27 protein-coding genes are annotated in these 25,608 nt (G+C 57.7%); 20 read left to right on the top strand and 7 right to left on the bottom strand.

The genetic code is table 11. From position 1 onward, the window contains the following. Positions 1-26 precede the first annotated feature (26 nt). The gene (locus RVM24_RS04220) at positions 27-572 is read left to right on the top strand and encodes a DUF2062 domain-containing protein (RefSeq protein WP_061331005.1); all 546 of its coding nucleotides are present in this window, start codon (positions 27-29) and stop codon (positions 570-572) included. On the opposite strand, the gene RVM24_RS04215 is transcribed toward RVM24_RS04220, so the two are convergent. Both RVM24_RS04215 and RVM24_RS04210 read right to left on the bottom strand, forming a co-directional pair. Then, positions 560-1,267 carry an ABC transporter ATP-binding protein gene (locus tag RVM24_RS04215; protein WP_061331004.1) on the bottom strand — a complete coding sequence of 236 codons (708 nt, stop codon included), beginning with the start codon at positions 1,265-1,267 and terminating at the stop codon, positions 560-562. The two genes, RVM24_RS04220 and RVM24_RS04215, sit on opposite strands and share 13 nt — an antisense overlap. Then, on the bottom strand, positions 1,260-2,504 hold the full coding sequence (locus RVM24_RS04210; protein WP_374786749.1) for a lipoprotein-releasing ABC transporter permease subunit: 1,245 nt from the start codon (positions 2,502-2,504) through the stop codon (positions 1,260-1,262). Before RVM24_RS04210 ends, RVM24_RS04215 begins: the two co-directional genes overlap by 8 nt. Before the next feature lie 121 nt (positions 2,505-2,625). Here RVM24_RS04210 and RVM24_RS04205 point away from each other — a divergent pair, with 121 nt between their 5' ends. From RVM24_RS04205 to infA, 9 genes are all read left to right on the top strand, one after another. After that, on the top strand, positions 2,626-3,216 hold the full coding sequence (locus tag RVM24_RS04205; protein WP_061331002.1) for a PilZ domain-containing protein: 591 nt from the start codon (positions 2,626-2,628) through the stop codon (positions 3,214-3,216). 102 nt (positions 3,217-3,318) lie between these two features. Next, positions 3,319-3,621 (top strand): hypothetical protein, encoded by a 303-nt coding sequence (locus tag RVM24_RS04200; protein ID WP_061331001.1) that lies wholly within the window; start codon positions 3,319-3,321, stop codon positions 3,619-3,621. 100 nt (positions 3,622-3,721) lie between these two features. Beyond that, positions 3,722-4,774, top strand: a complete 1,053-nt coding sequence (locus RVM24_RS04195; RefSeq protein WP_082780493.1) for an agmatine deiminase family protein — start codon at positions 3,722-3,724, stop codon at positions 4,772-4,774. Continuing rightward, on the top strand, positions 4,771-5,694 hold the full coding sequence (locus RVM24_RS04190) for a carbon-nitrogen hydrolase (RefSeq protein ID WP_061330999.1): 924 nt from the start codon (positions 4,771-4,773) through the stop codon (positions 5,692-5,694). Before RVM24_RS04195 ends, RVM24_RS04190 begins: the two co-directional genes overlap by 4 nt. 7 nt (positions 5,695-5,701) lie before the next feature. Next, on the top strand, positions 5,702-6,613 hold the full coding sequence (locus RVM24_RS04185) for an AAA family ATPase (RefSeq protein WP_061330998.1): 912 nt from the start codon (positions 5,702-5,704) through the stop codon (positions 6,611-6,613). Between the two features lie 152 nt (positions 6,614-6,765). Further along, a complete protein-coding gene (gene trxB / locus RVM24_RS04180) occupies positions 6,766-7,719 on the top strand; it encodes a thioredoxin-disulfide reductase (RefSeq protein ID WP_230712460.1) in 954 nt (317 codons plus the stop codon). Between the two features lie 16 nt (positions 7,720-7,735). Continuing rightward, positions 7,736-8,449, top strand: coding sequence for a leucyl/phenylalanyl-tRNA--protein transferase (gene aat, locus RVM24_RS04175; RefSeq protein ID WP_230712462.1), 714 nt, complete (start codon positions 7,736-7,738; stop codon positions 8,447-8,449). After that, entirely contained in the window at positions 8,450-9,163 is a 714-nt protein-coding gene (locus RVM24_RS04170; protein ID WP_230712464.1) for an arginyltransferase, read from the top strand. It begins immediately after the preceding gene. Positions 9,164-9,244: 81 nt separating this feature from the next. Next, positions 9,245-9,463: a translation initiation factor IF-1 gene (gene infA / locus RVM24_RS04165; RefSeq protein WP_058089554.1), complete on the top strand. Its 219-nt coding sequence runs from the start codon at positions 9,245-9,247 to the stop codon at positions 9,461-9,463. Positions 9,464-9,541: 78 nt separating this feature from the next. On the opposite strand, the gene RVM24_RS04160 is transcribed toward infA, so the two are convergent. The 3 genes from RVM24_RS04160 to clpS all read right to left on the bottom strand — a co-directional run bounded on the left by RVM24_RS04160 (position 9,542) and on the right by clpS (position 13,481). Continuing rightward, positions 9,542-10,591, bottom strand: a complete 1,050-nt coding sequence (locus RVM24_RS04160; RefSeq protein WP_230712466.1) for a putative solute-binding protein — start codon at positions 10,589-10,591, stop codon at positions 9,542-9,544. 241 nt (positions 10,592-10,832) lie between these two features. After that, on the bottom strand, positions 10,833-13,103 hold the full coding sequence (gene clpA, locus RVM24_RS04155; protein ID WP_058089552.1) for an ATP-dependent Clp protease ATP-binding subunit ClpA: 2,271 nt from the start codon (positions 13,101-13,103) through the stop codon (positions 10,833-10,835). An 18-nt stretch (positions 13,104-13,121) separates the two neighbouring features. Further along, complete coding sequence (clpS, locus tag RVM24_RS04150) at positions 13,122-13,481, bottom strand: ATP-dependent Clp protease adapter ClpS (RefSeq protein ID WP_061330994.1); 360 nt, start codon at positions 13,479-13,481, stop codon at positions 13,122-13,124. Positions 13,482-13,825: 344 nt separating this feature from the next. Here clpS and RVM24_RS04145 point away from each other — a divergent pair, with 344 nt between their 5' ends. From RVM24_RS04145 to RVM24_RS04110, 8 genes are all read left to right on the top strand, one after another. After that, positions 13,826-14,137 carry a cold shock domain-containing protein gene (locus RVM24_RS04145; protein WP_058089870.1) on the top strand — a complete coding sequence of 104 codons (312 nt, stop codon included), beginning with the start codon at positions 13,826-13,828 and terminating at the stop codon, positions 14,135-14,137. A gap of 132 nt (positions 14,138-14,269) precedes the next feature. Continuing rightward, positions 14,270-14,899 carry a pseudouridine synthase gene (locus tag RVM24_RS04140; RefSeq protein ID WP_230712468.1) on the top strand — a complete coding sequence of 210 codons (630 nt, stop codon included), beginning with the start codon at positions 14,270-14,272 and terminating at the stop codon, positions 14,897-14,899. Between the two features lie 2 nt (positions 14,900-14,901). Beyond that, the gene (locus RVM24_RS04135) at positions 14,902-15,351 is read left to right on the top strand and encodes an NUDIX hydrolase (RefSeq protein ID WP_072677511.1); all 450 of its coding nucleotides are present in this window, start codon (positions 14,902-14,904) and stop codon (positions 15,349-15,351) included. 50 nt (positions 15,352-15,401) lie between these two features. Beyond that, positions 15,402-16,580 carry a tRNA 2-thiouridine(34) synthase MnmA gene (gene mnmA / locus RVM24_RS04130; protein ID WP_431475001.1) on the top strand — a complete coding sequence of 393 codons (1,179 nt, stop codon included), beginning with the start codon at positions 15,402-15,404 and terminating at the stop codon, positions 16,578-16,580. Then, positions 16,577-17,197 carry a high frequency lysogenization protein HflD gene (gene hflD / locus RVM24_RS04125; RefSeq protein WP_072677513.1) on the top strand — a complete coding sequence of 207 codons (621 nt, stop codon included), beginning with the start codon at positions 16,577-16,579 and terminating at the stop codon, positions 17,195-17,197. The genes mnmA and hflD overlap by 4 nt, the downstream gene beginning before the upstream one ends. An 82-nt stretch (positions 17,198-17,279) precedes the next feature. After that, positions 17,280-18,647, top strand: a complete 1,368-nt coding sequence (gene purB, locus RVM24_RS04120; protein ID WP_374787046.1) for an adenylosuccinate lyase — start codon at positions 17,280-17,282, stop codon at positions 18,645-18,647. Between the two features lie 14 nt (positions 18,648-18,661). Further along, positions 18,662-19,813, top strand: a complete 1,152-nt coding sequence (locus tag RVM24_RS04115; RefSeq protein WP_058089545.1) for a cupin domain-containing protein — start codon at positions 18,662-18,664, stop codon at positions 19,811-19,813. 3 nt (positions 19,814-19,816) lie between these two features. Continuing rightward, positions 19,817-20,782: a GNAT family N-acetyltransferase gene (locus RVM24_RS04110; RefSeq protein WP_061330989.1), complete on the top strand. Its 966-nt coding sequence runs from the start codon at positions 19,817-19,819 to the stop codon at positions 20,780-20,782. Here RVM24_RS04110 and RVM24_RS04105 read toward each other — a convergent pair. Continuing rightward, positions 20,771-21,781: a LysR family transcriptional regulator gene (locus tag RVM24_RS04105; RefSeq protein WP_058089869.1), complete on the bottom strand. Its 1,011-nt coding sequence runs from the start codon at positions 21,779-21,781 to the stop codon at positions 20,771-20,773. The genes RVM24_RS04110 and RVM24_RS04105 overlap by 12 nt on opposite strands. Positions 21,782-22,025: 244 nt before the next feature. Here RVM24_RS04105 and RVM24_RS04100 point away from each other — a divergent pair, with 244 nt between their 5' ends. Both RVM24_RS04100 and RVM24_RS04095 read left to right on the top strand, forming a co-directional pair. Beyond that, positions 22,026-22,796: a hypothetical protein gene (locus tag RVM24_RS04100; protein ID WP_061330988.1), complete on the top strand. Its 771-nt coding sequence runs from the start codon at positions 22,026-22,028 to the stop codon at positions 22,794-22,796. A 110-nt stretch (positions 22,797-22,906) separates the two neighbouring features. Beyond that, positions 22,907-25,189 carry a hybrid sensor histidine kinase/response regulator gene (locus RVM24_RS04095; RefSeq protein WP_082780501.1) on the top strand — a complete coding sequence of 761 codons (2,283 nt, stop codon included), beginning with the start codon at positions 22,907-22,909 and terminating at the stop codon, positions 25,187-25,189. Here RVM24_RS04095 and RVM24_RS04090 read toward each other — a convergent pair. Next, positions 25,143-25,607, bottom strand: coding sequence for a MarR family winged helix-turn-helix transcriptional regulator (locus RVM24_RS04090; protein ID WP_061330986.1), 465 nt, complete (start codon positions 25,605-25,607; stop codon positions 25,143-25,145). The genes RVM24_RS04095 and RVM24_RS04090 overlap by 47 nt on opposite strands. Position 25,608 lies beyond the last annotated feature (1 nt).

Genomic DNA, 25,608 nt, shown 5'->3' with positions numbered 1-25,608 from the left:
TTCCGAAGCAACAGGCCGAACTTCCTATGCCCAAGAAGTTCATGAAACGGTATCTGCCTTCCCCGGAAAAAGTGCAATCCATCGAATCGTTGCGCTTTCTGGGCGATATCCTTCATGAACCCAACCTGTGGCACATCAACCGGCACAGTGTGTCTCGCGCCTTCCTGATCGGGCTATTTCTCAGTTTTATCCCGATGCCATTCCAGATGGCGGCGGCAGCAGGCATGGCCATCTGGATCAATGCCAACCTGCCGTTGTCCGTCGCCCTGGTCTGGATCAGCAATCCGTTGACCATGCCGCCCATCTTTTACTTCAACTACAAAGTAGGCGCCTGGATTCTGGACCGCCCCGTGCTGGCTTTCGAATTCCAGCTCTCCTGGTCCTGGCTGAGCAGCCGCCTGATGGAGATTGGCGTGCCGCTCTATGTTGGGTCAATTGTGGTGGCGACCGCTGCGGGTTGCAGCGCCTATTTGATCATCCAGTACCTTTGGCGGCGTAAAATCCGCACAGACTGGCAGGTTCGGCGCTTCTCGAGAAGAGCCTGCAAGAAGACCCGCAATCAGGCCTCCTGAACCAATCGCCCTTGCTCAAGTCGCAACACCCGACCGAGACTCCGCGCCATTCGCATATCGTGGGTGACCATCACAAAGGCAATGCCAGACTGCTCTCTCAAATCCTCAATCAGAGCCCTGATACCCTCGCCGGTATGCTCGTCCAGATTACCGGTTGGCTCGTCCATCAACACACATTGGGGCTCGTTGACCAGTGCCCGGGCAATGGCCACCCGCTGGCGCTCACCGCCAGACAGCTCGGAAGGCTTATGCTTCAATCGCTTGCCCAGGCCAACCCGGTCCAGCAATGCTTCGGCTTTCTGCCTGGCCACAGCCAGCGACTGACCGCCCAGTGCGCAGGGCATCATCACATTTTCCAACGCGGTGAACTCCGGCAACAGATGATGGAACTGGTAGACAAAGCCGAGGTGGCCATTGCGGAAACGTGCCCGGCCGGCCTCCGACAACCGGTGAATATCCTCACCACAGATATGAATCTGGCCGGATGATGGCCGGTCCAGGCCGCCAAGCAGATTCAGCAACGTGGTTTTGCCAGCACCACTGCTGCCCACGATGGCAACGGTTTCGCCTGCCGACACTTCCAGGGAAATGTCGGAGAAAATCGTCAATGTCTCGGGGCCCTGGTCGTAGGTTCGGGTAACCTGGCGGCAGTCGATGACCAAAGGCTTGCTGGTGGTCATTTCTACTTCACTCATAACGTAACGCCTCTGCCGGTTCGACCCTGGATGCCCGCCATGCCGGGTAGATGGTTGCCAGCAGGCTCATCACCATTCCGGCGCTGCTGATAATGGCCACATCCTGCCACTGCAACTGGGACGGCAGGTAACTGATGAAGTAGACGTCGGCACTCAGGAATTGATGCCCCATCAGTCCCTCAAGCCAGGAAATGAAACCACTGATATTCAGGGCTCCGAAGATTCCGAGCGCGGTTCCCATCAGGGTTCCAAAGATACCTATTACAGCGCCCTGAATGATGAAAATTCGCATAATGCGCCCGGGTGTCGCCCCCATGGTTCGCAGAATCGCGATGTCTGCGGTTTTGTCGGTGACTACCATGACCAGGGTGGAAACAATATTGAAAGCGGCCACGGCCACAATGAACATCAGCAACAGGCCAATCATGGTCTTTTCCATCCGGATAGCCTGGAAAAGGTTGCCGTGAGTACGGGTCCAGTCAGACACGTAGTAACGCCCCCCCAGATCCTGCGCAACCTGGTTGACCACGCGCGGGGCCGCGAACAGGTCATCCACGAGCAGGCGCACGCCCTCAGCACGGCCACCGGTTCGCATCAGGCGGGCCGCATCATCCATATGAATCAGCGCATAGTTGCCATCCAGCTCGGCACCGACACTGAATATGCCTTTGACGGTAAATCGTTTGAGTCTCGGCAGTACGCCGGCCGGGGTTACCGAAGCCTCGGGCAGGACAACCGTCAGTTTGTCTCCGACCTGGAGCCTGAGGCTGTTGGCCATCAGCCGACCGATGATAATGCCGAATTCTCCCGGCTTGAGTTCACCCAGGTTGCCTTCAATGAAGTGATTCTCAATGATCGATACCGTGGCTTCCTGCTCGGGCACAATGCCGCTTAGCATCACTCCCCGAACATCACCTCCGCCAGTCACCATGCCCTGGCCCTGGATAAAGGGCGCGGCCGCCAGTACCCGTGGATGCTCCTGTACGCGGCGATCAATCTCTTCCCAGTCTTCCAGCGGGCCCGACGCCCCCTGAATCGTGGCGTGGGGCACCATGCCCAGAATGCGCTGCTTCAATTCCCGGTCAAAACCATTCATAACGGACAACACGATGATCAGGACCGCCACGCCAAGCATCAGCCCGAGCATGGAAGTCAGGGATATGAAGGATATAAAGTGATTACGTCTCTTGGCTGCGGTGTACCGCAAGCCGATATAGAACGATAAGGGTCTGAACATGGGGAGGTGCCTGTCGCTACCTTCTGGCCTGTCGTGGTTTGGTACCCCGGATCACTCGCGAGCCTCCGGGAAACTGCTAAACTACTCTTTACCAATAAAATTTCAGCCCGCCGGAGACCGAATGCCAGGCTCGCCTATCACGCCACCGATCACCGATGCCAAAGCCGACCGACGCGAGTATTTCCGGATCGAGGACCGTATTGGCCTTGAAATCCGCCGTCTCTCCGGGAACGCTGACAGCGAGCAGGATGATCCGTTCAATGGATCGCCACTGGAAAGCCTCAAAGCTGAATTCCGCCGGCTGGACCAGGACGTAAAAGCACACCTCGCCAGCCTGGCGGAACGTGACCGGCTACTGACCGGATTAATCAAATCCATGAACAGCAAGCTCGACACGCTGGCGCGCATTATCGCCTTTGAGCAAAATCCGTTGCAACCGGAGGACTGGCAGGATGTGACTCTCAGCGAGGGTGGCCTGTCGTTTTTCAGCAGCACCCCTGCCTGGAACCAGGGCGACCGTATTGCGGTACGTATGACCCTGCCACCGGAACTCTATCAACCTCAAGCCATTGCAGAAGTTCTGAGCGCAGAGGTAGATGATCGGGGCGGAGCAAGGGTTCACACCGAGTTCGTTCAACTTGACGACAGTAGCCGCCAACAAATTGCCCGCCATGTGATGCGTTGGCAAATCCGGCAGCGGCAAAAAGAGTAAACTTTGAAAAAACACTGACTTTTGCCCGTTTTTTCGGGATATTACGTTTTATCCATGTCCTGCGGTATCGTTCGCGGGAACCAGGCATTAATGGAGAACCCAATGAAGAACAAGCGAAACCTGATTACCGCCGTGGCACTGACGTCCCTTATGTCTGCCGGCCTGGCAACCAACCTGCAGGCCGAACAGCTGAAAATTCCCGTTGGCAGCCAGGCCGATCGCAGCCAGGTCAGCCTGCCGACCACCGGCATGACCCAGGCCTCGGTTCGCAACCGCTGGGGCGCTCCTCAGGATATCCAGGGGCCAGTAGGTGAGCCTCCAATCAGCCAGTGGCACTACTCCGATTTTATCGTCTATTTCGAACACGACCGGGTGCTACACACTGTCGTCAAGCGCAACCGCTAATCCCCCTCCGGACAAAGGTCCCATTTTTCCGCCCACGGCCTGACGTTGTGGCAATGGTCAGATAGAATGGCGGCTTTTGCGAACCAAGGTGACAAATACAGTGACATCCAAGCGAGTGTTGCCTGCGGAGTGGGCGCCCCAGAGCGCAGTCATGTTGACCTGGCCTCATCCGGGCACTGACTGGGCCCGGATAATGGACGAGGTTGAACCTGTCTTCCTGAACATTGCTCACCAGGTGCTTCGATTTGAGCATCTGGTGATCAGTTGTGAATTTGTGGCACGGCTGCAGAAACTCGGCCAGGAACTGAACCATTTCGCAGAAGAGAACGGCCTTCCGGGGCGTGTGATCACCGTCCCGGCACCTGCTAACGACACCTGGGCGCGGGATCATGGCCCGATAACGGTCGACACCGGCGACGGCCTCACCCTGCTGGACTTCCGGTTCAACGCCTGGGGTGGCAAGTTTCCGTGGGAAAAAGACAACGCGCTTAACCAGCACTTGGCGAATGCCGGCGTCTTTGGCGGCCATCGTTTGCAGTCTGTGGACTTCGTTCTGGAAGGCGGCTCCATCGAGTCCGACGGCCAGGGCACGGTCCTGACCACCAGCGAATGCATGCTGACACCGTCCCGAAATCCCTCCATGGACCGCTCGGCTATTGAACAGTTACTGTCGGAACTTCTGGGGGCCGATCGGATTCTCTGGCTGAACCACGGCTACCTGGCCGGTGACGATACGGATAGCCACATCGACACGCTGGCTCGATTCTGCGCCCCCGACCACATCTGCTACGTCACCTGCCCGGACGTAGCCGATGAACACTACAGTGCACTGGCAGCCATGGAAGAAGAACTGCAGGAGTTCCGGCAGAAGGATGGCAGCCCCTATCAACTGACTGCCCTGCCCTGGCCGGATGCCATCCATGATGAAGACGGCGAGCGCCTGCCCGCCACCTACGCCAACTTTCTGATCATCAATGGCGCGGTTCTGTTGCCTGTGTACGATGTACCGCAGGATCAGGAAGCCATCCGAATCATGGCCGACATTTTCCCTGACCGGGAGATTGTTGCGATCAACTGCCGCCCGCTGATCCAGCAGCACGGCAGCCTTCACTGTGTCACCATGCAGATTCCCGCAGGAGTGGTCACTCTATGACTAGCCGGCCCGAGAACCCGCAGCTGAAGATTGCGGCCATCCAGCAACAGTGCACCGACGACAAGGCCGCCAGCCTCGCCACGTCTGAGAAACTGATCCGTGAAGCCACCAAGGGCGGCGCACAACTGGTGGTGCTGCAAGAGTTGCATGCCACGCTGTATTTCTGCCAGACAGAAGACACAGACATTTTTGAACTGGCGGAGCCCATTCCCGGCCCCACCAGCAACCGGCTGGCAGATCTCGCCGGCGAACTGGAGATTGTTCTGGTCGGCTCCATCTTCGAACGGCGCATGAACGGCGTCTACCACAATACCTCGGTGGTGTTTGATACCGACGGCAGCCTGGCTGGCATCTACCGCAAGATGCACATCCCCGATGACCCGGGCTTCTACGAGAAATTCTATTTCACCCCCGGTGATGCCAGGTTCAATGATGGCCGCAGCGGCTTCACCCCGATCAACACCTCAATCGGAAAACTGGGCGTTCTGGTGTGCTGGGACCAGTGGTACCCGGAGGCAGCCCGCCTGATGGCGCTGGCCGGTGCTGATATCCTGATCTACCCCACCGCCATCGGTTGGGACATTACCGACGACCCAGCCGAACAGGCCCGGCAGTTGGAGGCCTGGGTCACAGTGCAAAGGGGCCACGCCGTCGCCAATAACCTGCCCGTTATTGCACCCAACCGGGTTGGCACCGAACCTGACCCCACTGGCCAGGGCGAGGGCATTCGATTCTGGGGTAACAGCTTTATCTGTGGCCCTCAGGGCGAGTTCCTGGCCAGGGGGGATGACCAGAGCGAGTGCATCCTGACCGCCACACTTGATCGCAGCCGCACCGAATCCGTTCGGCGCATCTGGCCGTATCTCCGTGATCGTCGCATTGATGCCTACGAAGACATTCTGAAACGGGTACTGGACTGAGGCCTGCATGAAACAAAAGATGGACAGCGTTGTTACCGAACTCAACAAAATACTGTTGGGCAAGGACACCCAGGTTCGGCTGGCCCTGTGTGGATTACTGGCCCGCGGCCACCTGCTGATCGAGGACATTCCCGGGATGGGCAAAACCACCCTGTCCCACGCCCTGGCCAAGATCATGGGCCTGAGTTATCAGCGCATCCAGTTCACCAACGATCTGCTACCCGCCGATGTTCTGGGCTATTCCATGTATGACAAGCAGGCCGGCAGCCTGGTATTTCATCCGGGCCCGATTTTTGCCCAGGTTGTACTGGCAGACGAGATCAACCGGGCCTCGCCCCGTACTCAGAGCGCGTTGCTGGAAGCCATGGAAGAGCGACAGGTGTCCATTGAGGGCGAAACCCGGCCACTGCCCTCGCCGTTTTTCGTGATTGCCACCCAGAACCCGATCGAACAGGGCGGCACCTTTCCGCTGCCCGAATCCCAGCTTGACCGCTTCCTGATGCGCTTGCGCCTGGGGTATCCGGATCCGAAGGCCGAGCGGGAACTGCTGGAAGGCGAGGATCGCAAGACCCTCACAGACAGGCTCCAGGCCATCCTCCCCCACGACCAACTGCAGGCACTACAAGGTGCCGTGGACGAGGTCACTGCCAGCCCGGCCCTGCTGGATTACCTCCAGCGTCTGCTCGAACAAAGCCGTCGCATGCCCGGCCTGCTGTACGGCCTTTCCCCGAGGGCTGGCCTCGGTCTGCTCCGGGCCGCCAAAGCCTGGGCACTGATGGCAGGCCGCAACCATGTGTTGCCAGACGATATCCAGGCGGTTTTCCCATCTGTTGCCGAGCATCGCCTTGAGCAGGGAGAGTCCGGCAAAAGCAAAGAAAGGGTCCGGCAGCTGCTGACCACCGTCTCCGTACTTGAATAATTCCGCAATGCCCATATAGCAAAGCTTAATTGGCCGCATTATCGGAAACGAATGGCAGCCTGGTTATTTCATGGTAGCCTTTCGGCTTCTTAATTAATCAACAGTCCGCACGGCCGGGCTGAACCTGTATCCTAAATATCAGCGAGCATTCCATGAGCGAAACCCGACACTCCCGACTGATCATTCTTGGTTCCGGCCCGGCCGGTTACACCGCTGCCGTCTACGCTGCCCGCGCCAACCTGAACCCAACACTGATTACCGGTATTGAAGTGGGCGGTCAGCTCACCACCACCACCGATGTGGACAACTGGCCGGGTGATAACGATGGCGTTCAGGGCCCGGAACTGATGCAGCGCATGCAGATGCATGCTGAACGCTTCGAAACCAACATTATCTACGACACCATCAACGAAGCTGACCTGAACAACCGCCCGTTCCGCCTGAAAGGTGATGGCGGAGAGTACACCTGTGACGCCCTGATTATCGCCACAGGCGCATCTGCCATGTATCTCGGGCTGGAATCCGAGGAGAAGTTTAAAGGTCAGGGCGTGTCGGCTTGCGCCACATGCGATGGTTTTTTCTACCGGAAACAGAAAGTCGCGGTGATTGGTGGCGGCAATACGGCAGTGGAAGAGGCTTTGTATCTCTCCAACATCGCTGACGAGGTGACCCTGGTTCATCGCAGGGACAAACTGCGAGCCGAGAAGATCCTGCAGGATAAACTGTTCGAGAAAGCAGAAAACGGCAATGTGAAGATTGTCTGGAACCATACGTTGGACGAAGTTCTGGGCGATGGCACCGGCGTTACCGGCATGCGCATCCGGAGCATGGAAGACGGCAGCACTCAGGATATGGAACTGGCCGGTGTCTTCATCGCCATTGGCCACAAGCCCAACACCGGCCTGTTTGAAAGCCAGCTCGAGATGGATAACGGTTACATCCGCATCAATTCCGGGCTCAATGGCATGGCAACCCAAACCAGCATTCCCGGCGTGTTTGCCGCCGGCGACGTGGCTGATCATGTATACCGCCAGGCGGTTACTTCTGCCGGTTTTGGCTGCATGGCCGCCCTGGATGCTGAAAAATTCCTGGATCAACAGGACTGATCCAGGTAATCGCAACATGACGTCGCTACCCTGGCTGGACCCGGATCAGCTCTGGTTCCCCCCGGCAGACGAAGCACTGGACGACCCGGACGGCCTGCTGGCCCTGGGTGGCGACCTGTCATCAGAGCGACTGTTGCTGGCTTATCGCAACGGCATCTTTCCCTGGTTCAGTGACGACCAGCCCATCCTCTGGTGGTCGCCCAACCCACGGTGCGTGCTCTTCCCCAACGAGATTCATATCTCCCGTAGCCTGCGGCGCACCCTGAACCAGCGTCGTTTCGAGGTCACCGCCGATCAGTGTTTCAGCCGGATCATCCGCCTTTGCGCCAATACCCGTGCCGAGGGCACCTGGATCACCGATGACATGGTCACCGCGTACACCAGGCTGCACCGGCAAGGCATCGCCCACTCCATTGAAATCTGGAATCAACAGGGCGAGCTGGCTGGCGGCATGTACGGCCTGGCCCTGGGGCGATGCTTCTTCGGAGAGTCGATGTTTTCTCTGGAGACCAATGCCTCCAAAGTGCTCATGGTACACCTTGCCAACCAACTGACGGTCTGGGGCTACCAGATGATGGACTGCCAGGTTGAGAGCAGCCACCTGCTGAGCATGGGTGCCAGGGCTATCCCGCGGGCGGAATTTTTATCTATACTCAGGGCATGTGTGGATCGGAAAGCGGATCAGCCAGACTGGACATTCACCTGGCGCTGGCCCGGCCCGGAGGCATGAATGAGCAACCTCAGAACCCTGGTTTTCTTTGCAACACCAGCCCATGATTGCAGCTACCTGCCAGACCGCGAAGCCACCACCATGTTTGTGGACCCACGGGCCCACATCGACAAGAAACTCTACAGCCAGTTGACGGCCCTTGGCTTTCGTCGCAGCGGCTCACATTACTACCGCCCCCACTGTGAAGACTGCAATGCCTGTGTGCCTGTTCGCCTGAAAGTTGATGAGTTCAAGCCTGATCGCAATCAACGGCGGGTGCTGCGCAAAAACCAGGACCTCAGTTGCAGACTGGTGCCAGCCGCCTTCAGCGAGCACTACTATCGCCTCTATGCCCACTATATAGAAGAACGCCATGAGGACGGAGACATGTACCCACCCTCCCGGGAGCAGTTCATGTCGTTTCTGGTAGAGGGGGCAACAGACTCCTGGTTCCTGGAGATTTCCCTGGACAGTGAACTGGTGGGGCTGGCCGCCGTGGATCTGCTGGATGATGGCCTGTCGGCCATCTACACCATATTCGCCCCGGAACTGGAACACCGGAGCCTGGGAACCTTTGCCGTGCTCTGGCAAATTGAAGAAGCCCGCCGGCGGGAATTGCCTCATCTTTATCTGGGGTACTGGATCAAAGAATGCCGGAAAATGAACTACAAAACCCGCTTTACCCCGATCGAAGCCCTGCGCGACGGCCACTGGCGAGAGATGCAATTGGACTGATTTTTGCCAAACGTTAAGAAATCAGGCAGAATTGCGCAATTTAAAATCACCGAAAGCATTCCCGAACGAGGTTTTTACTGAATGGCGAAATCAGATGTCATTGAAATGGAAGGGGTTATTATCGACACCCTTCCCAACACCATGTTCCGCGTTGAGCTGGCCAACGGTCACGTTGTAACCGCTCACATCTCAGGAAAAATGCGCAAGAACTACATCCGCATCCTGACAGGCGACAAGGTCAAGGTTGAGCTGACTCCCTATGACCTGAGCAAGGGCCGCATTGTGTACCGCGCCCGTTAATGCTCCAGTGACATCTGAAAAGCCCCGCTTCTGCGGGGCTTTTTTGTTTGATCTGGTAAGTCGGGCGTTCGCTGACCATCATTCGCGGTTCTGATCCGAGCATTCCATGGCACCCGGGTTTGTATAACAACGTATCTTGCGCAGAATCGTCATCATATCTTCGTGATAAACAGCGGCGGCCAACTGGGCCTCTTGCCCTTTATTCGACAGTAGATCTATGCGTACCTGCCTGAGCATTTCCTGATACTCCCGCATGTCCTCCGGACCAATATCCACCCACCGATCACTTGGTATACGGTCCTCGAATTGCCGAATAACCCTGATGGCATCCGGATAGAGCCGGGCCATCAGTTTCCGGGACTCCCGAACAAACTCGGGACTGAATGCACCTTCCCGCGCCACCAGCTGTATTGTCACCTGACCGACCGGGTAGCGAATGATGCCACCCCGATCGCCTGCCCCACGGAACATTTCAAGCACTTCCCAGGCCGCTGCCGGCGCATAGCTCATGTCAGCCTGACCTGAGTTGAAAACCCGGGCAAAGTTCGAGATCTTCGCCGGCACCGGCTCGGCACCCACAAACTCCACCATATGTCGGGCATCATGGTGGCCTTCAAAAACCGTGATGCGTTTACCCTTGAGCGCTTCAACGTGGTTAATGGCCCGGTCATTGACGAACAGGTAAGCCGCGCCCATGGGCGCGACACCAAGCACCTCATAGCCATCCTGGCTCAGGTGCCTCGCGATACGCGGGCTGGCAAGACCATGCAGCAAGACCCGCAAGTCTTCATAATAAGGTACAGCACCGATGGCGCTGATCGAACCGGTAAAATCGTTGAAATGCCGCACCCCCATATCGGTGAGTGCCACCAGGTCACACTGGCCCTCGCGAAAGTCCCTGATGGCCAGGTCTTCATCTGTGTAGGGCTGCATCACCAGAGACGTACCTGCGGAGACTGCGCCGCGCTGGTAATCACGAAGCAACTGATAGACAAAGCCGTTAGCGCCGGCCACATCAAACACGCAGAACTGCTTTCTTTCGGTAGCCGCCAGTGCCGGGCGAACCAGGAGCACCAACAGACCAAAAATCACTGCCAGGGTAAGGGGAAATTGACGGAACGTCCTCATTGGGCTGCTTCCTTATCGTTGTTATTGGCAAGCCGTGGCAAATCGCCACGCATTCTTTGCCTTAAACTGACAGAAGTTGCCCTGAAATGGATTGACAGCACGGCCAGGCGCTGGGGCCTGCTTCGGTCAACCGGTTAACAGCCAGCGCCACCTGCACCAAGACAGCGCCCGTCAAGGCGCACCACAAAAAAACCGCTGCCGGACATAGCCCGGCAGCGGCTTCCATTACCAACGATTGCGGTCAAACCGCTTCGGCTGGCTCGTCCTCATAGTCAAAGACCAGTTCATCGTCCTTCAACTGAATGAACACGTCCCCGCCCTTCTCCGACAACCGGCCAAACAGGATCTGCTCAGCCAGCGGCCGCTTGATCTTGTCCTGAATCAGGCGAGCCATCGGCCGGGCACCCATGGTGACATCGTAGCCCTTCTCTGCCAGCCAGGATTTAGCCGCATGGTCCACGTGCAGCACCACGTGCTTCTCATCCAACTGGGCCTGAAGTTCGGTCAGGAACTTGTCGACCACGTGGGTGATGGTTTCCTTCTGCAGGTCGGCAAACTGGATAATGCCGTCCAGGCGGTTACGGAACTCCGGCGTGAAGGTCTTGGTGATCACTTCCATGCCATCGGTGCTGTGGTCCTGCTCGCTGAAGCCAATGGAACGGCGAGCCATACTCTCGGCACCGGCGTTGGTGGTCATCACAAGAATCACATGGCGGAAATCGGCCTTCCGACCGTTGTTGTCGGTCAGGGTACCGTGGTCCATCACCTGCAGCAGCAGGTTGAACACTTCCGGGTGCGCCTTTTCAATTTCATCCAGTAACAACACGCAGTGCGGGTGCTTGTTAACCGCCTCGGTCAGCAGGCCACCCTGGTCATAGCCGACATAACCGGGAGGCGCACCAATCAGCCGAGACACGGTATGCCGCTCCATGTACTCAGACATGTCGAACCGCACCAGCTCTATGCCAAGCACCTTCGCCAGCTGTTTGGTCACTTCTGTTTTACCAACCCCGGTTGGGCCCGCAAACAGGAAGGCGCCTTCCGGTTTCTCCGGCGCTTTCAAGCCGGCACGGGCCAGCTTGATCGCCGTGGCCAGAGATTCGATGGCCGGGTCTTGTCCGAATACCACCATTTTCAGATCGCGCTCAAGGTTACGCAGCAGATCCTTGTCGCTGGTGGACACGTTCTTCGGCGGAATCCGGGCGATGTTCGCGACCACGTCTTCGATGTCGGTAACATCAATGGTCTTCTTGCGCTTGTCTTCCGGCTGCAGGCGCTGCCTTGCGCCGGCTTCGTCGATCACATCGATGGCCTTGTCTGGCAGATGCCTGTCGGTGATGTAGCGGTCCGCCAGCTCAGCAGCCACCCGAAGCGCCTTGTCGGTGTACTTCAGGTCGTGGTGCTTCTCGAAGCTCGGCTTCAGCCCTTTGAGAATCTGGTAGGTATCCTCGACACTTGGCTCGTTCACATCGATCTTCTGGAAGCGACGTGCCAGAGCACTGTCTTTCTCAAAGATGCCGCGGAACTCCTGGAAGGTGGTGGAGCCGATGCAACGCAACTCCCCGGAGCTCAGCATGGGCTTGAGCAGGTTGGACGCATCCATCACCCCGCCCGAGGCCGAACCTGCTCCAATGATGGTGTGGATCTCGTCAATAAACAGAATGGCGTGATTCTGCTTCTTCAGATCACTCAGCAAGCCCTTCAGGCGCTTCTCAAAATCGCCCCGGTACTTGGTGCCCGCCAGCAGGGCGCCCATATCCAGGGAATACACCACCGCATCGGAAATGATCTCCGGTACCTGGCCATCCACAATTCGCTTGGCCAGTCCTTCGGCAATAGCGGTCTTGCCAACACCGGCCTCGCCCACCAACAACGGATTGTTCTTGCGACGACGCACCAGTATCTGGACCACACGCTCTACTTCGTGCTCGCGACCAATCAACGGGTCGATGCGGCCCTGACGGGCCTGCTCGTTCAGATTGGTGGCATAGCTTTCCAGCGGCCTGGACTGGGAGCCTTCCTCGCCGGCCTCTTCATGGGCAGCATGGTCCGCGCCTTCCTGGTCTTCCGCGCCCTGAACCCGGGAGATACCGTGGGAAACGAAATTGACCACATCAATCCGGGCGATGCTCTGCTTCTTCAGGACATATACCGCCTGGCTCTCCTGCTCGCTGAAGATAGCCACCAGTACATTGGCACCGGTCACCTCTTTTTTGCCAGAGGACTGGACGTGGAATACCGCTCGCTGCAGCACGCGCTGGAATCCCAGCGTTGGCTGGGTTTCACGCTCGCTGTCTGTGCTTGGAATTAATGGTGTAGTGGAGTCGACAAATTCGACCAGTTCATCTTCAAGGCGCTTGAGATCTGCACCGCAGGCTTTGAGGACACCCACCGCCGATTCGTTATCGAGGAGAGCCAGCAACAAATGCTCGACCGTCATGAATTCATGGCGCTTATCACGGGCATTTTTGAAGGCCGTATTCAGCGTAATTTCAAGATCTTTGCTCAGCATGGGCCACCCCGCCGTCTATCAGTCCGCACGTTCAATCTCGCAAAGGAGCGGATGCTCGCATTCCGAAGAATACTGGTTCACCTGTGCCGCCTTTGTTTCCGCGATGTCACGGGTATATACCCCACATACGGCTTTTCCCTGCGTATGGACGAGCAGCATCACCTGCGTCGCCTTTTCTTCGTTCATTCCGAAGAACTTCATCAGTACATCCACCACGAAATCCATGGGTGTGTAGTCATCGTTCAGGAGCACAACCCGATACCGGGCCGGGCGCTTCAGAGCTGGCTTCTCGGGCGCAACACTAACACCTTCATGACGCCCGGGCTGTTCGTCCTCCCCCTGATTAAATACTAGTAGAGAATTCTCAATTGTCCGCATGGTTCTGTTTACCGGTTATTCGGTTTCCTGACTAAATGTGGTTGCCCGCAACCCGGTTTTCAAGCGAAAGCCCGGTTCAAGCGTGAGTTATTTATCAATACGGACATGATACCGCTTCCGGACCTTGTTGAACCACTCATTCGGCGACTACTGCCCCTTGACTCGAGCCCGGGTTTGGCCGACAGTTAAGGTGCATTGTAAAATAATGTAAACCTGTGCAACCGGCATGTAACAGCAAGCGACACCTGCCATGCCGAATCGCACCATTTATGACCCGGCCCGTCCGGGTCTCAGGCAGCAATTCCAATAATAAGAGTGACAGCAAAGGAACAGGGGAGTTCATCATGCCTAGAGGCAAGGTCAAATGGTTCAACAACGCCAAGGGATACGGCTTTATCATCGAAGACGGCTGCAGCGATGACCTGTTCGCCCACTTCTCTTCGGTGCAAATGGACGGCTACAAAACGCTGAAAGCTGGCCAGGCGGTCACCTTTGAGAAAAAGCCCAGTGACAAAGGGGTGCACGCCGTCAATATCGTTCCTGACGAAACTCAGGCGAAGCAGCCCTCTGAAATTGGGGGCAAGCAGTCTGAGCCGTCCTCCCGGGACCAATCGTCAGGCCGGGACGGATATCCGCCCAGAGCCGTTAACGCCTGAGAAGGCGCCTTGGCCAATCACTCTCACCTGCCAGTTCAGCTGGCAGGTACGTTTTTTTATGCTTTTTTCACAGGGGTTAATCCTATACGCTTGCCGCTTTCGAGCACCCGTTAGCGAGACAGGACCCCGTGCATGGCGGAGCTGATTCTATTCAACAAGCCATTTCAGGTGTTAAGCCAGTTCACCGATGAACGCCAGAACAATCCTCGCGCAACACTCGCCGACTGGATCAGGAAACCGGGCTTCTACCCCGCCGGCCGGTTGGACTACGACTCTGAAGGCTTGCTCCTGCTGACCAACCACGGCCTGCTACAACATCGAATTGCCGCTCCCGACAACAAGATGCCAAAAACCTACTGGGTTCAGGTGGAGGGCGAGATTTCCCAGCAGGCCGTTGAACAGCTTTGCCAGGGGGTAAAGCTGAAAGACGGGTTAACGAGGCCCGCAACAGCCCGCCGCATAGAAGAACCGTCGGTTTGGCCCAGGGTGCCGCCGGTCAGGTATCGGGCAACCATCCCGACCAGTTGGCTTGAACTTACCATTACCGAAGGCCGCAACCGCCAGGTAAGACGCATGACAGCCGCCGTCGGCTACCCTACCCTTAGACTGATCCGGTACCGGATCGGGGACTGGACCCTCGACAATCTTGCGCCTGGCCAGTATCGGCTTGAGACTGTGTACCTGCCCGACAGCCCGGTAACCAGCAAACCGAAACCCGGCCGCCACAAATCGCGCCCGTTCAGACACAGGAGCCCACGTTAACCATGACCTGGAAACCCCATGCCACCGTCGCCGTTGTGGTCGAAAACGAACAGGGTCAGTTCCTGCTGGTTGAGGAAATCAGCAACGGCAAAGTGGTGTTCAATCAACCAGCGGGCCACATTGAAGAAAACGAAGCCGTGCTGGATGCGGTGCGCCGTGAAACCCTGGAAGAGACCGGCTGGGAAGTGGAGCCTCAGTTCTTTTTGGGCGTATACACTTATAAAGCACCGGCCAACGGCGTTACCTATCACCGCTTTTGCTACGCCGCCCGCGCGACAAAGCAGGTCACCACGGAGCTGGACACCGGCATTATCCAGCCGCACTGGCTCAGCATTGAAGAAATTCGGGGACTCGGCGACAAGCTCCGCAGCCCTTTGGTGCTGCGCTGTATCGAGGATTACCGAAATGGCCGGCAATTCCCCCTTGATGTAGTGGTGGATGACCAGACGTAATCACCACAAGATGATAAAATCGCCGTTTTCAACCGGCTACCGAAAGGCTCATGATCCAGAATCCTGACTCCAGTACTCCCAAGAACACCCGCGTGATTGTCGGCATGTCCGGCGGCGTGGACTCCTCTGTTGCCGCCTGGATGTTGAAAGACCAGGGCTACCAGGTGGAAGGCCTGTTCATGAAAAACTGGGATGAAGACGACGGTACTGAGTACTGCACCGCCATGACCGACCTCGCCGATGCCCAGGCAGTGGCCGACGCCATTGGCATCAAACTGCACACCGCCAGTTTTGCTGCGGAATACTGGGATCGGGTGTTTGAACACTTTCTGTCTGAATACAGCGCTGGCCGCACCCCCAACCCGGACATCCTGTGCAACAAGGAAGTGAAATTCCGGGCCTTTCTGGATTACGCCGTCACCCTGGGCGCCGACTACATTGCCACCGGCCACTACACCCGCCAGCGCCCCCTTAACGACGGCAGCGGCAAGGCACAACTGCTGAAGGGTCTGGACCACAACAAGGACCAGAGCTACTTCCTGCACGCGGTGTCTGGTGATCGTATTGCCCGCACACTGTTCCCGGTTGGCGAGCTGGAAAAACCGGAAGTTCGCCGTATTGCCGAGGAACAAGGCTTTGTTACCCACGACAAAAAAGATTCTACCGGTATCTGCTTCATCGGCGAGCGCAAGTTCACCGACTTCCTGAAACAGTACCTGCCGGCCCAGCCCGGCGACATCGAAACACCGGATGGCAAAGTGATCGGCAAACATCAGGGCCTGATGTATCACACCATTGGCCAGCGCCAAGGGCTGGGTATCGGCGGCCTCGCGGAATTTGGTGACGAGCCCTGGTATGTGGCTGAAAAAAACCTGTCCCGCAATGTACTGATTGCCGTTCAGGGCAAGAACCACCCACTGTTGTTTTCCCGCGGCCTTGTGTCTGGCGCCATTGACTGGGTGGCCGGTGAGCCGCCCGCCCAGAGTTTCCGCTGCAAAGCAAAAACCCGCTATCGCCAGCCAGATCAGGACTGCGAAGTGACCGTTATCGAAGGCGGCGTCAAAGTGGTCTTTGACGATGCCCAGCGGGCCGTCACCCCCGGCCAGTCAGTGGTGTTCTATCAGGGCGTTGTCTGCCTGGGCGGCGGCGTGATCGAACAAACCTGGCGGGACGGCGAGGCACTGCCATCACGGCTGGAGCGAACTGTCGATGCAGGGGCCCGCGCATGAGCAAATCCCTGCACGACCAGACCCTGGCATTGGCTGGCCTGTTCCAGGCCGCAGCACTGGTGCGGCAGATTGCCCATAATGGCAGCTGTAGTGACGAGTCCCTGGAAACCTGCATACGCTCTCTGTTCGCCACCAACCCAGCGTCCACCCTGGATGTTTACGGGGGCGAATTGTCCGACATCCGTGAAGGCCTGGAGGCCCTGTCCACCTCGCTGGCGCAACAGAGCCGCCCACAGGATGTCGAGATACTGCGCTACGTGCTGAACCTCGTTCATCTCGAGTCGAAGCTCAAACGCGACGGCGACATGCTCGACGTGATTGGCAGCCGGATTGAACAGGCACGGCATACCGCCAGCCACTTCGGATACACCCACAGCAACCTGATCGGCAATCTGGCGTCCATTTACACAGACACCATCAGCACGTTCCGCCTGCGCATTCAGGTCAGCGGCAACCCCCAGGTGCTTCAGCGGGAAGAAAATGCAGCGAAGGTCCGCGCCCTGTTGCTGGCTGGTATCCGCTCGGCAGTGCTCTGGCGTCAGAGCGGCGGCCACCGCTGGCAGCTGATCTTCAAACGCAAAAAGGTCATCATGCACGCCCGGGAGTTGCTGCGCTGATTCGCAGCGCCCTCTGGTGTATCATTAGCGCCTTCTTAATAGTCCCGATCCGATTTTTCTTTGATGAACTGAGAGGTTTTCGATGGAACTCACCGCCCTGACCGCCATTTCCCCGGTCGATGGCCGCTACGGCAGTAAAGTCAGCGTATTTCGCAGCATCTTCAGTGAATACGGCCTGATCCGTAACCGGGTAACCGTCGAAATCCGCTGGTTGCAGAAACTGGCCGCTCACCCGGCCATTACCGAAGTGCCAGCATTCTCCGACGAAGCCAACGCCTTCCTGGACAAAATGGTCAGCGAATTCAGCCTGGCCGATGCGGAGCGCATCAAAGACATCGAACGCACCACCAACCACGATGTCAAAGCGGTCGAGTACCTGATCAAAGAAAAGATCGCCGATGTGCCCGAGCTGCACGCGGTGACCGAGTTCGTTCACTTTGCCTGCACCTCCGAAGACATCAATAACCTGTCTCACGGGCTGATGCTGCGCGAAGGCCTGGACCACGGCCTGTTACCGGCCATGGACAAAGTCGTCGACAAACTGGCCGAACTGGCCAAGGAACATTCCAAACAGCCCATGCTGTCCCGCACCCACGGACAGACCGCGTCTCCCACCACCGTCGGCAAGGAACTGGCCAACGTGGTGTATCGCCTGCGCCGCCAGTTGATGCAAATCCGCGAAGTGGAAATCATGGGCAAGATCAACGGTGCGGTCGGCAACTACAACGCCCATCTGTCTGCCTATCCGGATGTGGACTGGGCAGCCAACGCCGAAGAGTTCATTGAGAGCCTGGGCCTGGACTGGAACCCGTACACCACCCAGATTGAGCCCCACGACTACATCGCCGAACTGTATGATGCCATTGCCCGCTTCAATACCATCCTGATCGATCTGGACCGGGACATCTGGGGTTACATCTCCCTTGGCTACTTCAAGCAGAAGACAGTGGCCGGCGAGATTGGCTCCTCCACTATGCCCCACAAGGTAAACCCCATCGACTTCGAGAACTCCGAGGGCAACCTGGGCATCGCCAACGCGCTCTTCAGCCACCTGTCTGCCAAGCTGCCAATTTCCCGCTGGCAGCGTGACCTGACTGACTCCACCGTGCTGCGTAATCTGGGCGTGGGCTTTGCTCACAGCCTGATTGCCTATGAGGCTACCCTGAAAGGCCTGGGCAAACTGGAAATCAACCCGGCCCGCCTCAACGAAGACCTGAACAACGCCTGGGAAGTGCTGGCCGAGCCGATCCAGACCGTGATGCGCCGTTACAACATCGAAAAACCCTACGAAAAGCTCAAAGACTTGACCCGTGGCAAAGCCATGAGCCCGGAAGTCATCAAGAATTTCGTGGAAACACTGGATATTCCGGAGCACGCCAAGGCCGAACTGCGCGCCCTGACGCCGGACACCTACATTGGTAATGCCGTCGAACAGGCCGGCAATATTTAACCTGGAGCAACACCATGGACATGCTTGGCGGACTGACAGCTTCTGAATTTCTGCGGGACTACTGGCAGAAGAAGCCGCTGGTTATCCGTCAGGCATTTCCCGGCTTCCGGTGTCCGGTCAGTCCGGACGAACTGGCCGGGCTAGCCTGTGAGGAAGCAGTAGAATCTCGCATCGTGATCGAGAACGATGCCGGTAAACCCTGGCAACTGCACAACGGTCCTTTCAACCCGGACCGCTTCAGTGACTTGCCGGAACAGGACTGGACCTTACTGGTTCAGGGCCTGGACCACTGGGTACCGGAGATTGCCGACCTGCTCGACAACTTCCGCTTCATTCCCAACTGGCGTCTGGATGACATCATGGCCAGCTACGCCCCGAAAGGTGGCAGCGTTGGCCCCCACTACGACATGTATGATGTTTTCCTGCTGCAGGCCCAGGGCCACCGGCGCTGGACGTTCGGCGGCCACTGTGACCATACCTCGCCGAGAGTAGAAGGCACCCCACTGCGCATCCTGAGCAGCTGGGATGGCGAGGAAACCGTCACCCTGGCCCCGGGCGACATGCTGTACCTGCCCCCGGGTATAGGCCACCACGGCGTGGCTGAAGACGACTGTATTACTCTTTCCGTGGGTTTTCGTGCCCCGACCATCGATGACTTGCTCACCAGTTTTACCGATTTTCTCAGTCAGAAAGAAAAAGCCGCCGAGCATCTGGATGACCCGGACCTTCGAGTACAGGACAACCCCGGTACCATCGGCCCGGAGGTCATCAACCGCCTGGACACCATCATCCGTGAACAACTGGGTGATCGCCGCAACCTGGCCCTGTGGTTTGGCCAGTTCGCCACCGCTCCCAAGAGCCTGGAAATTGTGGTGCCGGCGGATGAACCTGCAGAAGCAGAAGATCTGGCTGAAGCCATCCGCGCCGGCGAGCAACTGCGCTGGAACGAGGGTTCCCGCTTCGCCTATCATGAACTGGACAGTGAAACTGCCCTGTTTGTGGATGGCGAACAATACCTTCTGAAAGGCGATGCCCGGCCACTGGCGCCACTACTCTGCGCCAGCGCCAGGATGAATATGGCCGCGCTGGCAGAGTTTGCCGGCGACGAGGCCTTGCTTGGCCTGCTCACCAATCTGTACAACCAGGGCTCGGTGTATTTCGAGTAAGCCATGAACCTGAGATTCCGAAAATACAGCTGGCAACTGGCGCCATCATCCATCAGGGACATCCGCCAACGGGTGTTCGTTGAGGAACAGCAGGTGCCACCGGAGCTGGAGTGGGACGACACCGACGAGATTGCTGACCATTACCTGGCGGTGGATGACAGCAACACACCGGTGGCTACCGCTCGCCTTTTCTCCACAATGGAGGAAACCGGTTACATCGGTCGTATGGCGGTGTTACCGGAGTATCGTGGCCTGGGGGCTGGTGATGCCCTGCTCAGACACCTGCTGGCCGAATCCGCTGGTCGCTTCCAGGAACTGAAACTCTCCGCCCAGCAGCACGCCACCGGGTTCTACCAACGCTTCGGCTTTCACATCTGCTCGGATATCTATGATGACGCTGGCATTCCCCATCTGGATATGCGCTGCCTGGCTCCCACACTGGCCAGTCATCCAGGTGATCAACGCGCGAAGCCACTGATTCTTGGCGAGGATTCCGAAAGCTGGCTGTTCGGCGATGAAAGCACCATGCTGGAATTGATGGACTCATTGGTCGCCCAAGCCGGCCAACGCATATGGCTGTATGACGACGTGCTTGATCACGGCCTCTACGACCGCTACCCGTTACGGGAACTGATCTCTGCGGTGGCTCGCCGGCACCGGCTTAGCGAAGTGCGCATCCTGATTCACGATGACAAGCCGTTGGTTAAACGCCGGCACCAACTGGTAGAGCTGATGCGCCGGCTCACCAGCCGGATTGAGCTGCGGTTGGTCAACACCGATTATCCGATGGAAAACCAGCCGTTCCTGCTGGCAGACCGTGAGGGTGTACTGTACCGCCACGATTTCAATAAGCCGGAAGGCTTCGCCAATTTTGCCAACCCGGGCCGGGTCAAGCTCATGGAGGAAGCCTTCCAGCGCATGTGGGATGCTGGCCGGGGCTCGCTGGAACTTCGGGAACTACCGCTCTGAATGCAGCCCCGGGGTAGCTTGTGGCGACTCAAATCTGGCACCGAAGGGTGCAAACTCCTCGTCCACTTCTTCCGCCACCTCGGCAATCAGCTTACGCAACCATTGATGATCGCTGTTGTGCTGCAGTAATGGACTCCAGGCCATTTTCAGCTCGAACGGCGGAATCTCGAACGGTGGCACCTTCACCACCAGGTTCGGGTTGTCTTTCTGCAACCAGGCCGCGCGAGATGGCAGAGTGGCAATCAGGTCATGCTGCTCCGCCAGCAACATGGCCACCTGATAATGCCGGGTGAAAACCGAGATCTGCCGCTTGCGGCCCATTCGCCCCAAGGCTTCGTCTACCCACCCCAGCCGCTGGACATCCTTGGGGTTCACCCCCACGCCCACACCAAAACCGGTTTTACTGACCCAGATATGGCTGGCATCCAGGTAGGTATCCAGGGTAAACGGCTCTTTAAGAATGGGATTACGGGCATTCATCAGGCAGGCAAAATACTCGATCCACAAGGTTTTCTGGTGGAACGATTGAGGAATCTTGTCGAAACGGTTGATGGCCATATCCAGCCGGCCCTGCTCCACATCCAGAAAGCTCACGTCGCTGGGGGTCAGCACGTCCAGGGTAACGTGGGGCGCCTCCTGGCGAATCCGCCGCAACACCCTGGGCATCAGACAGGATTCCGCGTAGTCACTGGCCATGATACGGAATACCCGCTGGCTCTCCTGGGCAGCAAAGGGGGTTTTCTCCTGCACCGCCTGTTCAATGTCCGACAGAATGCCACGGACCAACGGCTGCAGTTCCCGGGCCCGCTCCGTGGCTGTCATGCCTTCACTGGTACGCACCAGCAACGGGTCGCCAAACAGATCCCGTAACCGGCGCAAACCGTTGCTCATAGCAGGCTGGGTGATGCCCAGATGATTGGCGGCCTTGGTGACATTGCGTTCACGCAGCAGCACGTCAAGGTATACAAGCAGATTGAGATCTACCCGGGAAATGTCCATGCAAAAAATCCTGGAAAGCAGAGTGGCGGCACCGGTCTGGCCCGCCCACACATTCACCAGACCAATATACAGGAAACCCACAATTCATTAAATGAATGAAGTATTTCCTGTACTTACAACCGGAAACGGACGATTGCCCAGATTTCTGCTAGGCTTTCAGGGCGTTACCCAATAATATCTGACAATTAGAGGCGCGCCCGCAAAGGCGGTCCGTTCACTGTAATCCGGAGCCATTACCGACACCATGGATACCACCACCATTGTGCTGCTGCTCGCGGCGATCGTCACCGTCTCACTGGTCATTATCGTTATCAGTCAGATGCGTGAAAAGGCGCGGATTGAGCGGGTTCGCAAGATGACCGCCCGGGAAGACGAATACAATCGCGCCTACCGCCTGTTCTCGGAGATTCCGGCCCAGTACCTGTCTCCCGACCTCAAGCTGCTGCTGCTCAAGCGCATGGAGGAATCCTGTCACGATCTGGTCGCGCTTAAGTCCGAGCAACCGGTCAGCGAATGGCTCGACACCATCAAACAGACCAGGAAACAGGTACTGGAGAACAATGATAACCGGGCATCGGTCAGAATCGACTCCCCCGAGAAAGCAACCTACGTCAAAGAACTGCTTCAAAGCCTGTTCAAAATGATTGAGGCCATGCACAAAGCCGGCCGGCTCGACACCGCCAGCGCCAAAAAGCACCTGAAGCATGTGCTGTTTCTGGTGCACAAGACCCACGCCGACCTGCACGTTTTCCAGGCCCGGGACCATATCCGGCAGAACCAGATCCGCAAGGCCATACACGCCTACCACCTGGCCAGCACGGAAATGGGTAAATCCAAAGATAATCCGCTGGCCATGAAAGCCGTCAAGAGCTTCAGAACGCGCATCAAAGAGCTTGAAGCCAGTATGGCCGACGGCACCACACAAACCGAAAGCCACTCAAAGCTAGACCGGGAATGGGATAACTTCTTGCAGGACGATGGCACCTGGAAGAAAAAGGCTGACTACGACGACTGAGGAACACGCTTTACCCAATTGACCAGCCACAGGGACGACCATTCACCGTGTTAAAGAGCTTCCGGCACAGACTTTCCTACCGCCTTACCCGCGACACCGTACTGGTGGCCATGGCTCTTGGCCTGATTCTGAACCTGATTCAGATCACCCTCGACTATTTCTCGGCGAAAGACGCCATGGAACAGGACATACGGGCACTGATCGAGATCAGTAACAGTCCGGCGTCCCAGATTGCCTACAATATCGACGTGAGGCTGGCCGAGGAACTGCTGGATGGCCTGTTACGCCACCCGGCGACCATAGATGCGCGGATTGTGGACAGTGATGGCCAGACCATGTCGGCCGCCAGCCAAAGTAGCCCGATCTCCCGATACCGCTGGATCAGCGACCTGCTGTTCGGTTCCAGCAGTGTCTTCAGCACAGAACTCCAGGTACCCCAGTTACAGGACCTGCCATTGGGCCATCTGGTTGTCACCATCGATACCTGGCACTACGGCTGGCAGTTCCTCCAGCGGGCAGTCAACACATTCGTCATTGGACTGTTCAAGAGCCTGGTGCTGTCGGTTGCGCTGCTTGGCATTTTCTATTTCGTGCTGACCCGCCCCATGCTCAACGTGATTGAAGCATTGAGCCGGGTCAGGGCCAGCACCCCGGAAAAGGTCCGGCTGCCGGTGCCTGCCAACCATCGTTTTGACGAAATCGGCACCATGGTTGGCATCATCAACCAGCACCTTGAACACATGGAAGGCAGCGTGGCCCAGTTGAGGGCAGCCGAAAGCGCCATGAAAAATTACTCCAGCCAGCTGGAGCAGGAAGTTGAAGATCGAACACGGGAGATTTCGGAAAAGAATCAGGCCTTGCAACGGGGTAATCGGGCATTGGTTCGTGCCAAGGAAGACGCGGTGCGACGGGCCCGGGCACGAGCCAACTTCCTGGCCAGCATGAGCCATGAGATCCGCACCCCCCTGAACGGGGTGCTGGGAATGCTCGGGCTGGCGCTGGAAAGTGAACAGGACGCTGGCCAGAGAAACCGCCTGGAGATTGCCCTGAACGCCGGTGAGAGCCTGCTGGGCCTGCTCAACGACATTCTTGACATCTCCAAGGTCGAAGCCGGAAAACTCAATCTCGAGAACATTCCGTTCAGCGTTCGCGACCTGGTGGAGGAATGCTCAACTCTTCACGCCCAACAAGCTCGACGCAAACACATCAACCTGGTCAATGAAACCGACCCGATGCTACCCGAGCAGTTTCTGGGCGACCCGACGCGCACTCGCCAGATCCTCAATAATCTTCTCAGTAACGCGGTCAAGTTTACCGACGATGGCCATGTCAGGGTGCGCACCACCTATTCCGGTGGAAGCCTTCGCATGGAGGTTATCGATAGCGGCATAGGCATGTCCAAGGAAGGCTTGCACCGGATCTTCTCACCGTTTTCGCAGGCCGACACCGACACCACCCGGCTGTATGGCGGCACCGGTCTTGGCCTGACACTGTGCCGCCAACTGGTGGAACGTATGCACGGGCAGATACTGGTGGATTCCAGCGAGGGCGCCGGTACTCATTTCACCGTCACCCTGCCCCTGCCGGTGCATGAACCCGCACACCCGACTCTGCCAGAAGCCGCTGCAACCCGGCTGTGCGAAACAGGTGTCGCCATGGCCATACCACAGGATCACCCGCACCGGCTGGCAATTGAATCACAACTGCGGGCCTGGGCTATCCCGGTCAGAAGCGCCAGCCGTCATCCCAAGGGCATCTTGCTGGTGGCCGCAGAGCCTGGCGACGAAGAGTGCAAGGCCTTTGCCGATGACTGGCAGGGAATGGGCGTTATCATGGCAGACAGCACTGGCTCAATCAGTTCCGGCCGTCCCGGTCAGTTTATCCTGCCGCTGCCGCTCAGACGCACCGAACTCTACCACTGCCTCTGCGCCGCCGCAGGATTGCCGGACAGCGGCAGTTCACAACCGCTGGATCAATCAACCAGGGCCGCGAGAACCGAGAACCAACTCACCCTGCTGCTGGTCGAGGATAACCAGGTCAATCAGCTGGTCGCCAGCAGCCTGCTGAAGAAGCTGGGCCATCGGGTAGACCATGCAGAGAACGGCCAGAGGGCATTGGAGGCGTTGCAAAAGCGCCGTTACGACCTGGTTCTTATGGATTGCCAGATGCCCGTTATGGATGGTTACGAGGCAACCCGGGCCATCAGGCGCAACCCGGAATGGCAAAACTTGCCGATTATTGCGGTGACCGCCAATGTTATGCAGGGTGATCGGGAGGATTGCCTGGAAGCCGGAATGAATGATTACATCACCAAACCCTACAAGCGTGAGGAGCTCAGGGCCATTATCAATCGCTGGGCCCCGAACGCTCCAGAACCTCAAGCAGACTTCTGAGCTCCTGCCGAAGGGCGACCAACCGTTCCGGCGCCACATCCAGGCCGCACATCAATTGCCCTGGCACCCCGCGAGCCTGTTCCCGTAACCGCCAGCCGTCGCCTGTCAGGCTAAGGCGAACAACCCGCTCGTCACTTGCCTGCCGGCGCCGGATGAGCAGACCGCGCTCCTCCAGCCGCTTCAAAAGCGGCGTGAGAGTGCCGCTGTCCAGGCGCAACCGGGCGCCTATATCCGATACCCGGGCGGCCTCGCCAACCGGGCCATGCTCCCAGAGAGCCAGCATCACCAGATACTGCGGATAGGTCAGTCCCAGTTCCGCCAGCACGGGACGATACCGCGCTGTGACGGCCCGATTGAGGGCATAGAGGGCAAAGCAGATCTGGTTATCGAGCGCCAGCATCTGATCATCACCGTTCATG

The organism is Marinobacter sp. KM021, from assembly GCF_050707965.1.
GTDB classification, from domain to species: Bacteria; Pseudomonadota; Gammaproteobacteria; order Pseudomonadales; family Oleiphilaceae; genus Marinobacter; species Marinobacter shengliensis.
This window is presented reverse-complemented; position numbering and strand designations above follow the sequence as displayed.

Coding starts and splice junctions, on each gene's coding strand:
- aat (WP_230712462.1), top strand. CDS start 7,736: ATGACGTCGCTACCCTGGCTGGACCCGGATCAGCTCTGGTTCCCCCCG.
- RVM24_RS04110 (WP_061330989.1), top strand. CDS start 19,817: ATGAACCTGAGATTCCGAAAATACAGCTGGCAACTGGCGCCATCATCC.
- purB (WP_374787046.1), top strand. CDS start 17,280: ATGGAACTCACCGCCCTGACCGCCATTTCCCCGGTCGATGGCCGCTAC.
- RVM24_RS04160 (WP_230712466.1), bottom strand. CDS start 10,591: ATGAGGACGTTCCGTCAATTTCCCCTTACCCTGGCAGTGATTTTTGGT.
- RVM24_RS04105 (WP_058089869.1), bottom strand. CDS start 21,781: ATGGACATTTCCCGGGTAGATCTCAATCTGCTTGTATACCTTGACGTG.
- trxB (WP_230712460.1), top strand. CDS start 6,766: ATGAGCGAAACCCGACACTCCCGACTGATCATTCTTGGTTCCGGCCCG.
- clpA (WP_058089552.1), bottom strand. CDS start 13,103: ATGCTGAGCAAAGATCTTGAAATTACGCTGAATACGGCCTTCAAAAAT.
- RVM24_RS04115 (WP_058089545.1), top strand. CDS start 18,662: ATGGACATGCTTGGCGGACTGACAGCTTCTGAATTTCTGCGGGACTAC.
- RVM24_RS04215 (WP_061331004.1), bottom strand. CDS start 1,267: ATGAGTGAAGTAGAAATGACCACCAGCAAGCCTTTGGTCATCGACTGC.
- RVM24_RS04140 (WP_230712468.1), top strand. CDS start 14,270: ATGGCGGAGCTGATTCTATTCAACAAGCCATTTCAGGTGTTAAGCCAG.
- RVM24_RS04205 (WP_061331002.1), top strand. CDS start 2,626: ATGCCAGGCTCGCCTATCACGCCACCGATCACCGATGCCAAAGCCGAC.
- clpS (WP_061330994.1), bottom strand. CDS start 13,481: ATGCGGACAATTGAGAATTCTCTACTAGTATTTAATCAGGGGGAGGAC.
- hflD (WP_072677513.1), top strand. CDS start 16,577: ATGAGCAAATCCCTGCACGACCAGACCCTGGCATTGGCTGGCCTGTTC.
- RVM24_RS04100 (WP_061330988.1), top strand. CDS start 22,026: ATGGATACCACCACCATTGTGCTGCTGCTCGCGGCGATCGTCACCGTC.
- RVM24_RS04200 (WP_061331001.1), top strand. CDS start 3,319: ATGAAGAACAAGCGAAACCTGATTACCGCCGTGGCACTGACGTCCCTT.
- RVM24_RS04090 (WP_061330986.1), bottom strand. CDS start 25,607: ATGAACGGTGATGATCAGATGCTGGCGCTCGATAACCAGATCTGCTTT.
- RVM24_RS04220 (WP_061331005.1), top strand. CDS start 27: ATGCCCAAGAAGTTCATGAAACGGTATCTGCCTTCCCCGGAAAAAGTG.
- RVM24_RS04095 (WP_082780501.1), top strand. CDS start 22,907: ATGGCTCTTGGCCTGATTCTGAACCTGATTCAGATCACCCTCGACTAT.
- RVM24_RS04145 (WP_058089870.1), top strand. CDS start 13,826: ATGCCTAGAGGCAAGGTCAAATGGTTCAACAACGCCAAGGGATACGGC.
- RVM24_RS04185 (WP_061330998.1), top strand. CDS start 5,702: ATGAAACAAAAGATGGACAGCGTTGTTACCGAACTCAACAAAATACTG.
- RVM24_RS04170 (WP_230712464.1), top strand. CDS start 8,450: ATGAGCAACCTCAGAACCCTGGTTTTCTTTGCAACACCAGCCCATGAT.
- RVM24_RS04135 (WP_072677511.1), top strand. CDS start 14,902: ATGACCTGGAAACCCCATGCCACCGTCGCCGTTGTGGTCGAAAACGAA.
- RVM24_RS04190 (WP_061330999.1), top strand. CDS start 4,771: ATGACTAGCCGGCCCGAGAACCCGCAGCTGAAGATTGCGGCCATCCAG.
- mnmA (WP_431475001.1), top strand. CDS start 15,402: ATGATCCAGAATCCTGACTCCAGTACTCCCAAGAACACCCGCGTGATT.
- infA (WP_058089554.1), top strand. CDS start 9,245: ATGGCGAAATCAGATGTCATTGAAATGGAAGGGGTTATTATCGACACC.
- RVM24_RS04210 (WP_374786749.1), bottom strand. CDS start 2,504: ATGTTCAGACCCTTATCGTTCTATATCGGCTTGCGGTACACCGCAGCC.